Annotated in this window: 13 protein-coding genes and 1 pseudogene; 6 read left to right on the plus strand and 8 right to left on the minus strand. The window is 51.7% G+C overall.

The annotated features are described in order from the left end of the window. Window positions 1–68: 68 nt before the first annotated feature. The 6 genes from KRAC_RS73410 to KRAC_RS57855 all read right to left on the minus strand — a co-directional run bounded on the left by KRAC_RS73410 (window position 69) and on the right by KRAC_RS57855 (window position 6581). Window positions 69–224 (minus strand): hypothetical protein, encoded by a 156-nt coding sequence (locus KRAC_RS73410; protein ID WP_007922972.1) that lies wholly within the window; start codon window positions 222–224, stop codon window positions 69–71. Further along, window positions 224–1102, minus strand: coding sequence for a phosphotransferase enzyme family protein (locus KRAC_RS57835; RefSeq protein ID WP_007922973.1), 879 nt, complete (start codon window positions 1100–1102; stop codon window positions 224–226). Before KRAC_RS57835 ends, KRAC_RS73410 begins: the two co-directional genes overlap by 1 nt. Window positions 1103–1176: 74 nt before the next feature. Continuing rightward, on the minus strand, window positions 1177–1818 hold the full coding sequence (locus KRAC_RS57840; RefSeq protein ID WP_007922975.1) for a hypothetical protein: 642 nt from the start codon (window positions 1816–1818) through the stop codon (window positions 1177–1179). Window positions 1819–2056: 238 nt separating this feature from the next. Then, complete coding sequence (locus KRAC_RS57845; RefSeq protein ID WP_007922976.1) at window positions 2057–3376, minus strand: extracellular solute-binding protein; 1320 nt, start codon at window positions 3374–3376, stop codon at window positions 2057–2059. Further along, the gene (locus tag KRAC_RS57850; RefSeq protein WP_007922977.1) at window positions 3351–5162 is read right to left on the minus strand and encodes an ABC transporter substrate-binding protein; all 1812 of its coding nucleotides are present in this window, start codon (window positions 5160–5162) and stop codon (window positions 3351–3353) included. The genes KRAC_RS57845 and KRAC_RS57850 overlap by 26 nt, the downstream gene beginning before the upstream one ends. A gap of 318 nt (window positions 5163–5480) precedes the next feature. After that, complete coding sequence (locus tag KRAC_RS57855; protein WP_007922978.1) at window positions 5481–6581, minus strand: DUF3626 domain-containing protein; 1101 nt, start codon at window positions 6579–6581, stop codon at window positions 5481–5483. A gap of 594 nt (window positions 6582–7175) precedes the next feature. Here KRAC_RS57855 and glnA point away from each other — a divergent pair. The 6 genes and pseudogenes from glnA (at window position 7176) to thyX (ending at window position 14165) form a co-directional block, all read left to right on the plus strand. Then, entirely contained in the window at window positions 7176–8609 is a 1434-nt protein-coding gene (gene glnA, locus KRAC_RS57860; protein WP_007922979.1) for a type I glutamate--ammonia ligase, read from the plus strand. Window positions 8610–8866: 257 nt separating this feature from the next. Continuing rightward, window positions 8867–9862 (plus strand): GTP 3',8-cyclase MoaA, encoded by a 996-nt coding sequence (gene moaA, locus KRAC_RS57865; protein ID WP_007922980.1) that lies wholly within the window; start codon window positions 8867–8869, stop codon window positions 9860–9862. A gap of 202 nt (window positions 9863–10064) precedes the next feature. Continuing rightward, window positions 10065–10271, plus strand: coding sequence for a helix-turn-helix domain-containing protein (locus tag KRAC_RS57870; protein ID WP_007922981.1), 207 nt, complete (start codon window positions 10065–10067; stop codon window positions 10269–10271). A gap of 294 nt (window positions 10272–10565) precedes the next feature. Further along, window positions 10566–11701 (plus strand): annotated as a pseudogene (locus tag KRAC_RS68640) (RNA-guided endonuclease InsQ/TnpB family protein). 964 nt (window positions 11702–12665) lie between these two features. Further along, window positions 12666–12809 carry a hypothetical protein gene (locus KRAC_RS74285; protein ID WP_007919755.1) on the plus strand — a complete coding sequence of 48 codons (144 nt, stop codon included), beginning with the start codon at window positions 12666–12668 and terminating at the stop codon, window positions 12807–12809. A 435-nt stretch (window positions 12810–13244) separates the two neighbouring features. Continuing rightward, window positions 13245–14165 (plus strand): FAD-dependent thymidylate synthase, encoded by a 921-nt coding sequence (gene thyX, locus KRAC_RS57890; RefSeq protein ID WP_007922983.1) that lies wholly within the window; start codon window positions 13245–13247, stop codon window positions 14163–14165. Window positions 14166–14232: 67 nt separating this feature from the next. On the opposite strand, the gene KRAC_RS57895 is transcribed toward thyX, so the two are convergent. Further along, complete coding sequence (locus KRAC_RS57895; protein ID WP_007922984.1) at window positions 14233–14769, minus strand: GNAT family N-acetyltransferase; 537 nt, start codon at window positions 14767–14769, stop codon at window positions 14233–14235. A 189-nt stretch (window positions 14770–14958) separates the two neighbouring features. Continuing rightward, entirely contained in the window at window positions 14959–16116 is a 1158-nt protein-coding gene (locus KRAC_RS57900; RefSeq protein ID WP_007922985.1) for a glycoside hydrolase family 76 protein, read from the minus strand. Window positions 16117–16315: the final 199 nt, after the last annotated feature.

A 16315-nucleotide genomic window follows, 5' to 3' on the forward strand; every position in this document is an offset into this window, starting at 1 on the left:
ACTTGGGGGAGTATTTCTATCGAAGACTGCCAGGAGGATGCGGGTCGCACAGGTGATGTGGGAAACGGTTACCTATAGAGTTGACTGAGGATAGGTTTAATGCTGGCAAGGGTGGCGTCGAGGCGGTTCCATCGGGCAAATCCCCACCTTTCCATGCCTTCCAGTGCGTCCTGGTCCTGCTCCTCGGTCGTATTCTCTTGCAAAATACTTGTCAGCCGAGCCATCAGATCTTCAAAATAGCGACGCAAGAGGTAAAAGCGAAGCGGTCGATCTCAAGTGTGTGCTCGCCTCTAGATGCGACGTAGACTTGCAAAAAGCGATCAAAGCCATCTCCAACTGCTTCTTTGAGGTCATATTCGGGAGTTGCCACAACCGCCTCATCCCAGTCCAGCACGTAGAGGTGACCTTGATCATTCACCAGTAAATTATCGCTCGTTAGGTCAGTGTGGCACAACACGGCTGTACCTGGTAAGGTGTGGACCTTGGCTTGCAAGTGGCGCAGCCGCCCCAGTTGAGCGCGTATTTCGTCACCTCGAAGGAGCAGCAACTTGCGCAAGGCATGCAAACCTGGACGTGCTTGTGGACAGAGAGAGGCAATGGTCTTGAAGCTACTTTGTAGATCGTTCGTGAACGAAAGGGTAAAGGTCTCGCGTGGGGGCAAGACGTCAGCAAGCAGAGAGGTTCCCTGATGGATCGCGGCCATAGTACAGGCGAACTCATCCCGTAGCGCCATGGTCCAAATAGATGTCGAGGGATGATACCCTGGAAGAAAAGGAAAGACGGCAAATGGTTCTCCTTGAAAGTGCGTCCAGAGGGAATGATCTCGTGTGGCGAGTGGGTAGGCAACTCTTTGCAAGATTCCCCGTTCGTAGAGGGCACGTGTTAAAGGCAGAATGATCTCTTGCCGAGCAGCGCTCACGCGACCAACCTTGGTATTTGGCCAAAGCTTCAGAAAATACTGATCGCCTCCGAGACAGCGCAACGAATAGCAAGCCGCAACATATCCAACCGGCACGAACTGGATCTCTTCAACCTCAAGTCCGTACGAAGTGTAAACCACATTAAGAAGATCGGTGCGGTTAATAGATGGTTCATACCTCATGAAGAAATGGCTCTTCTCCTGCTTCCTTACGCTGTCTTCCGCAAAACATGTCTCCTCTTCTTTCTTCCTGTATTTTAGGCTGTTGGCGTCACTGCGTAGCTCACAACCAGGCCACTATTATTGGTTGTAACTCCGGTGGCGCAGTAAGAGAAGCCACTTAGCAAACTGGAGAGGTTGACGCTGAGCTGTGAGTTCATCACGTTTTCCAGGCTATCGCCCAGGCCACCAACGGGAATCCCTCCTGTATCCACGCTCAGGACGCGCATCTTTGGTTTACACGTATCGATGTATGGTTGCATCACAACGCGGAAGGGCCGGGTCACGGTCAGTCCGAAGATGGAGAACTGGTCCTCCCCCGTTATCTGCAACTGGCCCACCTGGGGCGTCGAAACCTTTATATTCTGCAATGTACCAGGAACATTGACGTTCTTGACGCGCTTGGCTGCGATAACCGTAATCAAGTCATTGCTCAACTGCACCACCAGCGCCTGCTTATTATCGGGTTTAGGTGTGGAGATTGGCGCCTTTGACGTAATGCTGGCCGCGTACAGAATCGAGCCAAGCACGCCCCCCACAACGCCCAATAGCAAGGCCAGTATAATCGCTCCGATGAAACATCCGGCCCCTACCGAGCGCCGCTCGCGCCTGGCTGGTGGTACAGGCGTCGCGCCTGGCCTGGCGACCGGCTCTGTAAGATCCTCATGACCCGAACTCATAAATCTATCTCTCCTTCGCACATTTTATCTATCACATATGCATGTATAATAGTACACGCATTACCTCAGCAACTGCAAGCAAGACTTCAACGCGCCTCACGACTTCTTCGCTTCTTACCTTTTATACTCATCAACCCCACCTAACGGGTACAGAGTGTTGGTCAGCTTGCCCTACAGCACCACATATGACATATTTCATGCAAAAAGGGAGCGAGGATGAACGAGAATACCATGCTTGCTATCTGGAGATAATCTGCTTCAGCTCTTCTTCCATTTTTACCAGTGCCTCTGATGGTGTCTCACGTTTTGTGAGGGCACTAAAAACGTGTCTTTGAATACTTTCTGAAATCAGGTTGTAATTGGGCAATTGTGGGCGCGCTACCGCGTTCGTATACATGCTCTTCAGAGAAGCCTCACCTACAACGTCGGTAGGGCGATAGTCGTTCGTGTGCTTTAGTAAAAAATCAATAAACTGCCAGCTGAGATCCTGATTTGTCGAAGAGGCATTTACCCCCACTTGCCATCCACCAATGCAGGAGTGACCAGTGGGCTGTGATTTGCTATGGGGGATAGCTGCATACGCTACTTTATCTTGAACGGCTGAGATACCTGGATCTGTTACAAGCTGTTGCACATTAAACCAGTTACGCATAAATACCGCGAAGCCATTCTGCCATCTTACACGTGCGTCATTCTCTTCATAGGTGGTTATGCCATTGGGATCATTAGGAGAGATATTGGCCAGCCATAGCCAATTTACCATCTCAAATAGAGCGTCATGTGCTTCCGAGCTATTTATAGTTACTTTTGTAGGATCATCTTCCGCGAAAAAAGATCCTCCAAAACCGGCAAGAACCTCAATAAAATTGCACACCAGCCCTTCATACTGAGCGCCTTGCCATACATAACCGTCTAGCTCTTTCCCCTGTGCGTTGGCAAGTACCTGAGACGCTTGCTCCCTTAACTCGTCGTACGTTTGTGGAGCAGAAGATACAAAGCCAGTATTGTAATATAACACACCTAGATCAAAACGAATGGGGGTGCTATACAGTTGCCCCTTATAAGAACAACTGTCTATAATGCTCTGAAACCCTTTATAGCTTTGCAATACGCCCGATTTAATCGCCTCCGTTAGTGGAAGTATCCATTGGTTATGCGCAAATTCTGTTAGCCAGACGACATCTATTGAAATGACGTCCATCTCGCTGGCACATGCTTGTAGAGCGCTTACCGTATCTTTATATTGCGCATTATCTTTAAATGGAGCATTATTATAGATGACATGTGCATTGGTATTCTGGGCGTTAAAATTCTTGACAATATTAATAAATTCTTCCTGATCGTCATGCTCGCTACTCCAGACAATCGTATTCGGCTGACTAACCCAGCCATTTGGCGTACAACGCGTAGAGATAGTCCCGCAAGCTTCAAGCAGCGAAGTAGCAGCCCCTGCACTTAAGCCCAGGGCAATGACGCGTTCCAGAAAAGTTCGTCGCTTTATTCGCCCGGCCCGCATATGCATGATAGCATCATTAAGGGCGTCCATTGTTTTGGACATCAAAGCACCCTCCTTGCGCGTTGTCATCATAGCAACCATCTACACCTTTAAAGACGTTGTAACCATGAGTGAACTGGATGACGACGACTGGTTTAGTATCAACACTGCCCTGGTTGTAGCGGATATCACCAGTAATCCCTTTATATTTACTGTTGAACAAAGCCCTTTGTAACTGATCCATAGGAAATCTGCTATCTTGAAAGCCCTTACTGACCACCATCAAAGACTTTAAAGCGTCGTATGCAATCATCACACTATCATTAGCGCGCTCATAACCATAGGCTCCTCGATGAAATTGCTGAGGATCATAGGCATTTATATATTCCTGGGTGAAATCTGGCTGAGCCAGGTGAAGGATTGCCCACTGATCTGGGTACGCAAAAGCAGTGAAGTAAACGCGTACATGCTCTACAGGTTGTGCTTTGGGAAAGTGAGGAGCCTGGTAGATAATATTAGCAGCCATCACGTCTACACCCCCGGAAGCAGGTAACGACTGTATTACAGCATTAAGATCGGCCGGGTATCCCGCGAAATAAATAAGGTCTGGTTTGCCCCGCAACGTGGCGCGCAGTAACCCTGGCAATGTATTGCTACTATATATGCTGTACGTTTCGCGATCAACAATAGCCGCATCCGAAGGCTGATCACGACGAAAATCATCAATGAAGCTTCTATAAAGACTTTGGCTATATTCGTTAGCAGGATCGTACACAATCGACACACGTTTCTTCTTGAGAACAGATTTGATATACTGGACTGCCGTAGCTGCCTGTGAGTCGATCGTAGGAGCAACACTAAAATTGTAGTTACAACCATCTGAACTACGACTATCATTTGCAGACACAGTCACGATGGGAATATGCTTATTACACATAGTCAGGAGCATAGAATTGATGCGCTGGGTCCGCTCGGGCCATCCCAGGACCCCTTTAATGGTTGGATCTTGCTGATACGAAGAGAGAATACGATCCGTGACCTGTTGCGCATACGTTTCCTGGTCGCCTATATTCGCGATAAGCACACGGACTCGAAATGGGTTGGCCTGGCTATTAAACTCTTTTTGTGCTACATAGTAACCTTGCAGGTCCTCTCGTCCAATCCCATATTCTTCGTGGCTTCCAGTAAGCTGGGTGACGGCAATAAAGGTGATATATGGGCTGCCGGAGTTTATAATCCGCTGGTTTTCCTGGTAGATCAAGACTTCAGCATCGTCTGAATCGTCACCAGAGATAGCTTGACCCCAAAGCTGCCTGGCCTGATCGAAGTTCTGACTCCTAAATGCATTTGCGGCCTGCTGTTTAAGGGCCCCATTATGATGCCCTTGATTATTTCGCGTCTTTACATCGAAGACATAGCTTCCATCACTAATTCCAATAGGGCCATCAGGTGTTGAATATGAGAAGAGTAACGGAGGCACAGTAGATTGAGGTGCAGGCCATATATAATGGTATCCCCCCACAACAATCAAAGCCACGGCTACCACCAGGCCCACAAGCATCCACAATTTTCTATTTATCTTTGGAATTTTTGGAGGTCCCCAGGCGGTAGGCCGAGGCATTACCTGCACTAATGCCTTTTCAAAGTTTTTGAGAGCAGCTAAGATAGCGATTATGCCTACGGGTACGGCAAGAATCGTCGCCAGGTTTGGAAGGAAATTCCCCCATGAATCTGGAATTATATGCAAAAAACTAAGCAAATACACAAGTGTTATAAAAAGCGTGAAAGTTATTACAAATCTTATAACCTTCGTTAGCGGCAAAATAGGGCCATCAGATTGATTCTTCATGCACTTCGCCTCTTTGCGCTGCAAGCCGTAGCCATCCTAGCCACAAGCCCTCCAAATTTCTTCTTCATTAAGAAGGACGTAAAAACATACCTGTTAACAAATAGAACGCGAATTATGGTCAAAAAATTCTATAGCGTTGCCTGTAATTTGATAGTATACCACTTCTTCTTTGCAGCTTTTCTAATTACTCGGGACATTTCGCCAAGAGGTATGCTCATCAATCACATCTAACGGCTACAAAGCCCAACACCAGTGGGCCAGATTCTCACCCTGTTCAACTTTCCGGCGCGACCAAATACCCTCACACCTGATCTCTACCTACATCCTGAGCTTTCCGTAGACCACAAGAATATGCCACAAATACTTGATGTGTTGCAGTGTGTCTTTGGGTGATCCCCAGTCTTGCCACTGTTCAGGATCAGCAACAACCGAAACTGCCGCTAGCCCAATCGTTGCGGCATTAAGATAGCCATCCTTTAACGCGTGATTTCCCAGTACACGCCGGGCAAGAGATGGCATTTCTGGTCCACGGAAGTCGCTCGGCACCTCTTCCAAGGAAAGCTCAAAGCCTTCGTGCCATTCAAGAGGGAAGCCATACTTCTTCGCGGTTGCCTCCAATACCTCACCGGTTGCAGTGTTCTGGAATGAAGGGTCTGCGACAAGCGCATCTACATCATCTGCCATACACAGTTCGCCGTGTATTTGCGCCTCGATGTAATCATCAAGCGCGCGCCCCTGTGACCTGTGAAAGAACTGCGTCCTTGTATTACCAGGATGAAGCAAGGCACTAACAAATGTTATAACATCTACTTCTCTGCGCCCGAGCACATTTCCATGAGCATTAACTTCTTCCAGTAGTCCAGCAAGAACCGGTTCAAAGGCATTTATGACCCCTATATCCCGAGGATTTGACGCGCTATCACCAAAGACAAGCGTCGCGCGTTGTACTACGTGTGCCTTTAAGCGTAAATGACAGGAACCAAAGCGCGGGCAGGCCCCGTCACTGTAGTTCATAAGATTTAATCCGGCATACTTAGGACGTTCTGCCTCGATTACTCCCGGAACCTGATATGCCCCACCGAGCATGGCTGCTTCCCATATATCGCGGTCTCCACCAGCAAAGGCAGTGAGCCCACCGTTAGAAATCTTAGTCTCAAACTGGCTACGGTATATGCCTTCTTCATACAGCGCGGCAATCACTGAACGGCCATCGGCAAGCAGCCGGTCCGGGTGAAAGTTGATCGTAAGGCGTGCTATATCACAGATGGCTTTGATAAGGTCAGCGACATCACATTCAATCTCGCATACATTTAATATCTTTTGTATTCTTTCTCTATCAGTACTCTTATTCTGTATCGCCTTCTGATACACGTAATCAAGAGCTTTCTGTTGGGCATTAGTTAGCTTGAAATCCATCATGCAAATATTTTCTTCCTGTTCAATTTGCTACCATTTTTTGTGACTGGTTGAGCCTGCCCTGATACTCTGTTCAATTTGGTCTGAAAGGGATTTATCCCGCCTGCGGCGGGATGGGAAAGGGAGTGCAGAGGGGCTGACGCCCCTCTGCACTCCCCGCTGTTCTCTTTCAAGAGAACTTTCGCCAGAGACAAGACTCAAGTGTGACCAGTCATCTGCCGATAATACAATGCAATATGCCCGAGACACAAGGGGATTTGCACAACGAGATGATTGCCGTCACGATTGCTAGCAAGCAGGAGCCGGAGCATCTCAGAGAAGAGGTAATAGCTGTCTTTTTACCTAGTTATCTTCACAAAATTTTGTGCAATATATACAAAAGTATGGCTAAAACTTTCGGGTAAAGTAACTGTAGTATCTCATGGGCTGAGAGCATATCATATGTACAGAAGTTGAGTCCTGGCACGATGCTGGGAAGCGACCACTATATTATGCAGAATGACCCAAAGATATCTAAACACATCAACAAAGTGCGCAAGGCAAGCCACTAAATACCAGCAATGACGCGGGGATTGAACGCGAGAGGAGAAAACTTTGATGACCCCAGAGGAAGTCTTACGGTTTGCAAAAGAAAATGGCGCCAAAATGGTCGATCTGAAATTCACCGATCTTCCAGGAACCTGGCAGCATTTCAGCATTCCTTTCAGTGCGCTTGCAGAATCTATTTTTGAAGAGGGCCTCTTCTTCGACGGCTCCAGCGTTCGAGGCTTCCAGGCAATCAATGAGAGCGATATGGTAGTCATTCCCGACGCCACCAGTGCTTTCATGGACCCCTTCACCGCTGTCCCCACGCTCAGCCTGATCTGCGATATCGCCCATCCCGGCACCCGTAAGCCCTATAGCCGCGACCCCCGCTACATCGCGCGCAAGGCTGAAGAGTACGTCAAGTCCAGTGGCCTTGCTGACACCGCTTATTTCGGTCCCGAAGCAGAGTTCTACGTTTTCGATCACGTTCAGTACACCTCTAGCGATAATATTCAGAGCGTCGAGGTCGATTCAGACGAGGCGGCCTGGAACACCAACAAGGCGACTCGCCATGACGGTTCCCGCAACCTGGGTCATTCAATGCGCGTCAAGGGCGGTTACTTCCCCGTCGCGCCAAATGATACCATGCAGGATCTGCGCTCCGAGATGGCCCTTCAGCTTGAGGCCCTGGGTATCCCCGTCGAGGCCCAGCACCACGAGGTTGGCGCCGCCGGTCAGGCCGAGATCGATATCCGCTTCGGCACCCTGCTCAAGACCGCTGACAACATTCTGCTCTACAAGTACGTTATTAAGAACATCGCTCGCAAGTATGGCAAGACCGTGACCTTCATGCCCAAGCCAGTCTATGGCGATAACGGCTCCGGTATGCACACACACCAGAGCCTCTGGAAGGACGAGAAGCCCCTCTTCTACGATGCCGACGGTTACGCTGGCATCTCACAGATGGCACGCCATTACCTTGGTGGTGTTCTGCTGCACGCTCCGGCCCTCATGGCCCTCGCGGCTCCAACGACCAATAGCTACAAGCGCCTGGTTCCCGGCTTCGAAGCACCCGTCAACCTGGTCTTCTCAAAGGGCAACCGTAGCGCGGCCGTTCGTATCCCGCTGACCGAGAGCCCCAAATCCAAGCGCATCGAGTTCCGCCCGCCCGACCCAACGGCCAACCCCTACCTGCTCTTCGCAGCCCTGCTGATGGCTGGCCTGGACGGCATCAAGCGCGGTATCGAGCCCAGCGACTACGGCTTTGGCCCGGTCGACAAGGACCTCTATCATATGTCGGCGGAAGAACTGAACGAGATCAGCTCGGTTCCTGGCTCGCTCGAAGAGTCACTCAAGGCCCTGGAGAACGATCACGCCTTCCTGCTTGAGGGCGGTGTCTTCACCAGCGACATCTTGGAGAAGTACATCGAGCTGAAGCGTGAGGAGAATGACATCGTTCGCCTGCGCCCAACGCCCATCGAGTTCTCGCTGTACTACGACGCATAAAAAAACTCACACACCCGTAACACACATCATTGCCTGTCCGTGGCAATACACACACAAAGTGGTCCGCCCCTCTACACACAAGGGGCGGACCTTTTTTATCGAACAGCACTACACAATATGTATTCAACTGCTTTTATTTGACATTGTAACACAAAGTACTTATTTCCCGTGACAGATCTGTGACATTGGCACGTAAATATGATATAGTGAAATAGAGCAAAACATGTTCAAGACAGTCTTTTGGGGGAGGCCAACCAATGGAACCTTTAGTCGATAGCTACGGAAGACGCATCAAAAGCATGCGCATTTCGGTGACCGATAAATGCAACTTTCGCTGTACCTACTGTATGCCCGCCGAAGGGCTTCCCTGGCTAAAAAAGGCTGAGATCTTGAGCTATGAGGAACTCATGCGCATCAGTCGCGTGGCAGTCAGCATGGGCATTGAGCAGATTCGTCTGACAGGAGGCGAACCCCTGGTGCGTCGCGACCTTCCCGAGTTGGTACACCAGCTTCATGAACTGGAAGGGCTACGCAGCCTGAGCCTGACCACCAACGGCATCCTGCTTCCACAACAGGCCAAGGCCCTGGCCGAGGCGGGACTGACACGCATCAATGTCAGCCTGGATACGCTCCTACATGAGAAATTCACCCAGGTCACACGCCGTGACCAGCTTGATCGCGTTCTCGAAGGACTGGACGCGCTGGCCGCCTATCCCAGCATCCATCCCATAAAGATCAATGCGGTGGCTATGCGCAACTTTAGCGAGGCCGAGGTCCTGGACTTTGTACGCTTCGCACGCGATAAAGCCTATGTCATGCGCTGGATCGAGTTTATGCCCCTTGATGCCGATCAGATCTGGCGCAAAGAAGACATCTTAGCTGGCGGCGAGATTAAAGCCATCATTGAGGCCGCCTATGGCCCCCTGGTCCCTATTACCTCCGGTGATCCCTCCGAGACCGCGCGCCGCTATACCTTTAGCGATAACATTGGCGAAGTAGGCTTTATCAATCCCGTAAGCGAACCCTTCTGCGCCCAGTGTGATCGTATCCGTATTACCGCCGATGGCCAGCTGCGCACCTGCCTCTTCGCCACTGAGGAGACCGATCTGCGCTCCGTGGTTCGCTCCGATGCAGATGACGTGGAACTTGCCCGCGTAATTCGACAAGCAGTGTGGCATAAAGAGTTGAAGCATTACATCGGAGATAAACGCTTTAAGCGTGCGAACCGCAGCATGTCTATGATTGGTGGTTGATACAACAATTCCAGTGGGGTACACGTAATTACAGTGTACCCCTGCTATTAGGGATTTTGTTACTAATAAGTGCCTTAACCGTTTATATATTCAAATCACTTATCGCGCGAACCTAAGGTATACTTTAATTTTTTCAACGTTCTTCTGCTATTGTGGTCAGGTGTACTTTCTTATACGCCTTATGACCAGAAAAGAGGGCTCTGTGGAATACGACGATGCGGAACTGCTGACAGTTCGTGAAGTTGCAAGACAATTACGTGTGGATGATACCACTGTGCGCCGTTGGATCAAAAATGGAGTGCTTGAAGCAATCACTCTTCCCCACCGAGGCGCACGCCAGGCCTACCGTATTCGCCGCTCAACCCTGGAAAAGCTGCTCGCCCCACCGCCTGAGTCCGTGAGTCAATAGACGGGTAGTGCCTTTTCGACCCCCCATTCGGAGACACAGCAGCGCTCTCTCGCTTGTCCCCGAATGGGGGGGTTTCGTATAAGGAGAAGAAGAACAGCAATCACATATGTGGGCAACCATAGTCAACACATGCGCTCGTTGCACACATGCGCATGTGTTGACAGAGAGTCGGCTGCATGATGTGATACACGCATAAAATGAGAAAATATGTCCTACACAAGATTTTATCACGTCTCTGGTGAAAGAGGGTACATTCTCATCTTTCGGGGTGATGGTGAAAGGGAAGGAGTTTTCATGCTCCTCTGCCAAAAGATCAAACTTGACATCAGTGAGCAAGACATGGCGACCCTTGAATTTATGCAGGGCAAGTGTCGCGGTCTCTACAATTGGTGGGTCATGAAGCTCAGAGATGGAGAAAAGTGGCACTTCAATGACTGCAAGAAGACGCTGGCCGAGAGTCGTGCCCATGACCCTGAACTCAATCATGTGTATGGCAAGTTGCTTGCGGAGGTGTATTATCGCCTGGATGGGGCCATGCAAGCCTTCTTTCGTCGGGTCGCCAATGGAGAAACCCCAGGCTTTCCTCGCGTGCGACCTCGCCATGGCTTCTTTATCCTCTGTTATCCTGCGATGTATCTCACACGTGAGGGGAATACACTCATCTTGCCCACGGGAGGCAAGGGCAAGAACAAGCAGTATCCCCTATTCGTGCCGCACTCACGGAACTGCCTCCCGAAGGCTTTCGAGAGGTAGCCATCAGTCGCGATGGCAGGGGCAATTACTATGCCTCCTTCAGCTATCGACAGCAAGAAGAGACGAAACGCGACGGTGGCACCGTAGCCTTTGATCTGGGCATCAAGACGCTGGCAACTGGTGTCACGGAAGAGGGCCGCTTCTATCACATCGGCGGGTTCAAAGGCTCGCGTTGGTACAACCGACAGCTTGACAAACTGCGCTCGAAACGCAGTAAGTGCAAGAAGAAGTCACGCAGGTACCTTCATTTGAGTAAGGTGTACAAGCGCGTGTCGCAGAAGAAGCGCAACAAACAGCGCGATAGCCTGCACAAGGCATCACATCTCATCGCACGACGATTGGTTGAGAGAACTGTCGTCATAGGAGATCTTTCGCAATGGCACATGGTCATAAAAGAGCATCAGGAGCGCAAGAAGGCGCTCAATCGGGCAGTGTACAATGACGGGGGCTTGTATGCCTTTATCCAGATGCTCACCTACAAATGCCAGTTGTATGGGAAAGAACTTCACGTTCTAGATGAGCGCAACACGTCCAAGCAGTATAGTGGTTGTGGCAATCTGCAAGATATGCCATTGCGCAAGAGGACGTATCAGTGCGCGGAATGTGGACTCAGCATGGATCGAGACGACAATAGCGCCGTCGTGCGCCGTTTCGGCACACGTGAGATCCTCCTTTGAAAGGAGTGAGGCTGAGAGTAATGCCTCAAGGACACCCAACCTACCTAGCGGGAAAACTCAAAGGGGAAAGAAGCATGTTGGGAACGCGGTTAAACGTGAAGGTATGTAACGTGATGCACCGCAAGTCCTGTGCGTATGGTGAAACCTGTATTGGCTGAACCCAAGTTTCCAGTGGTCTAACTATTGGCCCGTCACACCATACCTGTAGTGACGCTGCTTGGATTACGTACTTCATTGACGGCGAGTACGGAAGCTCTCTCCAGCAGACGACCAGTAAGGAACTGGTTGAAGGAAACGAAATGGGCACCTAAACGCACTAAACGTCTCATGTGCGCAAATACGGGATCGCCTAAAAGCCGAGAGGCTCAAGGCGACGGAGTTTTCATAGTAGTGCGCCCATGTGGCACAAGAACCTCTCTCACCCGTCGGGGTGAGTCCACTGAAGCGAAGTGGATAAACCAGCAACTTACCTTCAGTCGAAAGATATGAGGGGACCGTAGCATGTTGTCAGGAAGGTCGGTGAAGTCCCAGTACCAGGGGCCAGAGGCCGATCAGGTAAGTCGTGTATGGTGAAGACTGATTGTCTGAAGCCCAGTCAAGGCGGAATTGGGGCAGCCCACAGGACACGGTACTAGCGCCTGTGTTCGACGTTGCCGGGAACGGTACTATTTCCCTGCAAAGCTTCCGTCGAAGCCTACCCGTACGGAACGGGAAAAGACGTAAAGGACACCTGGAGCACGAACTGAGATTCTTGGAGGCAACTTGGGGTTGCCCTAACCACCGCGAGGTGTATGGGTACAGAGGGACCGAAGTAGTCGCGGAAGTCACGCTCCGCCGGGGCCTGTGAGAAAGACACAGACAGGGCGAAGGGTCCCAGGAACTCGTCTCAGCGGCAGAGGTTGGCCTGGATGGGCCACACGATCTTTGCGCAACGAGGCAAAGGGTTCTGGAGAGCCACAGTGCCATGAAAGTGGCCCGCTGGGTTCGGGAAGAGACCGTTGGAAAAGGGCTGAGTCCAGGAAACCACCTGAAATATCAGGCAGGTCGGGACAGCATCAGTACCTCGCTGGCGGTCTACTTCATCTCAAACGCTCAGGGTAATGCCTGAGACATGGGGAAGGGAAACAGGGAGTACTACTGTGAACGGAGTGGTACGCGAGATGCGTAATGCCTACCTCCACGAAGCAGTAAGAAACTGGAAAGCCGTGTGCGGGGAAACTCGCAAGCACGGTTTGGGGAGGGACGGCAGGAAAAGGTCCGCAAGGAACCTCGCTTACCGTCTACTCTACAACATCTTGATGAGGTTCCTTGCCCGGCGAGGGCCACACGCTCGGCTTGCCGAGTGCGGTGTGCTGCAGGCGACCCAAAGCGGCGTAGAAGTCAAAGAGGCTTCCTGTGAGGGACAAGTGCAGCAATTGAATCTATTCGAGTGGACATAAGCACATTTGAGTAGATTTAGAAAGGCAGGTAGCCAAATAGCCGAGAACCTGTTAGACTAGGGGTCGATTTCTACCGATTACACCAGTCAACAAGGAGGTTCTCATTGTCTGCTCTTGACCCACAAACTCTCTTCCAGGAATATAACGGAAGTGAGAACGCAGGCTTTGCCACGATTCACGCGCCAGTCCATCACACTCCGGGCGGCACGCCCTACTTACAGGTTCCTGGAGTCGTGACGCTGGCGCGCCCTCAGACCAACCCCACCGGCCTAGCAGGCTTCCTTGATGGTTTTGATACCTCACTTGGTTTTAGCCAGTACCTCGATGATCCCACCACCCTTCCAGAAAGCTCACAACTCTGTAAGATCGCCGGGCAGACCTGCTATATGAGCTTTGGCCCCAAACGCACAATGAACGAGAATGCCGGCCGCTATTTCGAGAATCTCAAGTCCTCCGGCCATGGCTCGGTCTTCGAACACGCCAACTTTAGCCTGCTCCTCTATGGTGTCTCCCGCAGCCTGACCCACGAGCTGATCCGGCACAGGGCGGGCATGGGTTTTTCCCAGCTGAGTCAGAGGTACGTCTCAGGGCGCATGCTGCGCTTTGTGGAGCGCCCAGAGTATCGCGATGACGCACAGCTACACACCCAGTTTGAGCAGCGCGTCGACCGCGCCGCCGAAGAATATGCCCAGCTCACCAAGCGCCTGCTGGAAATGCAAAAAGAGGGCTCGACAATTCTGAGTGCCGAGGCCCGCACCGACCTGCGCAAGAAGGTCCAGCAGGCAGCTCGCTCAGTGCTCCCAAATGAGACCGAGGCCCCCATCGTGGTCACGGGCAATGTACGCTCCTGGCGCCATGTAATCGAGATGCGCGCCGACGCCCACGCAGAGACCGAGATTCGCGAGTTGGCGGTTCGCATCTTCCTCTGCCTGAACCTGGCCGACCCCATTCTCTTTGGCGATTATGAGATTGAGCAGCTCGCCGATGGCACCCACGCTGTCACCACCACCTACCGCAAGGTGTGATGATTAGAAAAATCGAAAAGAGAGAGGCGTACGGTGTGCGCCTCTCTCTTTTCGATTTGCGAACCCGTTATAGCTCGCGACGGTAGAGGCAAAAGCCCTCAGGGGCAGGCTCATCAGTTGGCTCCAGTTCGCAGAGGGCGGCGAGGTGGGGCGCGCCCTCGTCGCGTGTGGGCAGTAGTACCTCAAAATAGATAGGTGTCCCCGCTTGCTCGGCCTCGTAATCAAACTCATAGGCCATGACGCGCGCCCGGTTGAGCGCGCCCACCAGCAAGAGGCGCCCGCCACGCCGTCTGCGCTGCTGGGGCATGACCGCTCCCTGGCATATAAAATGGTAGGCGTCTGCGGTGCGCTCCAGGCGCACCAGGGTATAGCCTGCGATCTCGCCCTCGACCCCCTCCAGCGTTCCCGCCTGGCTCCAGGTGCTCAGCTCATCATCATCATCCGTAATCACAAAGGCGTTCTCCGCCGCGTCAAGCGCCTCGTCGCGTAACCAGGCCTCAAAGGCTTCCGCGCTGACCACCTCAGTTCCATCCACACGCGCCGCCTCGCACTGCACCGTCAGCACCTCGGGAATATCATCGTAGCGAAAGGGTCGTATGCGCATTCGATCACACTTCTTCCTACTATCTCAACCATAGAGCAAACACACTCATTGTGAGCAGGAGCATACGCCAGGGCAGGGCAGCCTGTCAAGGTTGCTCTCTGTAACATATATTCAACAAAAAAGCGAAAGGGCGTAGTGTGATCGATCACACTACGCCCTTCTTGCGCTACAATCTACCTGGATGCGTTGCTAATACAAGATGTGATACTGGGAGGGGCTCCAGGAGAGAACGGCGTAGATCTGGGTCATCGCCGCCTGCTCTATCATTTGCGTTGACTGAGAGCCATTGAAGTGGAAGAGACCCGTCGCGGCATCGCGATTGTTCTCCCATGCACGATCTGCATAGGCCTGCATGGCCTTTACGTAGTCCTGGTTATGATTGACGGATTGCAGCAGGAGCAGATTCTTGAAGAAGATGGAGTTGAAGAAGGCTGGCTGCTTATCGAGATTCTCGGTACCGTAGAAAGCGAGCGCCGCCTGGGCGATCTGCTCGGCGCGATGCAGGTAGGTTGCATCGCCAGTCGCCTGGTAGAACAGGACATTGACGCCTACTGGCACGCCCTGGTTATAGCTCCATTGAGTCTTCTCGATATTCCCCTGCAAGTCGACATGATCCCAGTACAGGCCATTGGGGGCGAGCAGATAGGTATTGGTCCAGTCATACATCTTCTTCGCCCAATCGAAGTAGTGCTGCTCCCCAGTCACCTGGTAGAGGCGTAGGCCCAGTTCGGCGCCGGGCATATTGGAGACCGTGTTGCGATCATGGCTCCAGGGGGCCTGCGTCCAGAAGGCACCTCCAGGCGCGGGATGCGTGGCATCGTTATCCCAACCAGAGACTACGAGCGCGAAGATCTGCTTAGCACGCTCCAGAACAGCATCCTCCCCCCACATCTTGTAGCGCTGAATGGAGGCCAGGCCAACCCACTCATTGTCATCATAGAACTTATCGCCACCATTGCCATAGGGCGTGCGCGCATAGGAGTCATACCCCGGCAGACCCGTCGCCCCGGTCGTGTTCCAGTAGCGCTCCTGGCCCAACCAGCGTTCATTGACAGCATCCCGATACGCGCGCCCAGCCTCTCCAGGAAGGTTTGAGAGGTCCAGCGTTGCGCCGTGCGCCTGCGAAAAGGGCCACTCATAGGAGTAAGCGTTATCCGTGGCTGCGACCGGGTACTGCTCATGATAGAGGTAGGAGCCATCATTGACATAAAAATACTTCTGCAAGGCAGCATATGAGGCTATGGCACGTGATCGGTTGCTCTCACTTGCATAGGCAGTGAAGAGAGGTGAACCAACCAGACTCAAAAGTGTCCCACCCAACACACCAATAGCGGTACGTCGTTTCATACGAAAAAACCTCCTTGTTTTCACCAAATTACGATTAGTAGCATAAAGACAGCACAACATCCCTACCTGTTGCCTGCACAACAGAGTGCGCCGTTAAAACATATATCCATTTCCCACTTCAACCAGAATGACAACGATGTCATTGCAGACAATTACATGATAACTTGCATGCTTCTATTTGTCAACGCAAAAAAGGGGC

It is taken from the genome of Ktedonobacter racemifer DSM 44963, assembly GCF_000178855.1.
Classification (GTDB): domain Bacteria; phylum Chloroflexota; class Ktedonobacteria; order Ktedonobacterales; family Ktedonobacteraceae; genus Ktedonobacter; species Ktedonobacter racemifer.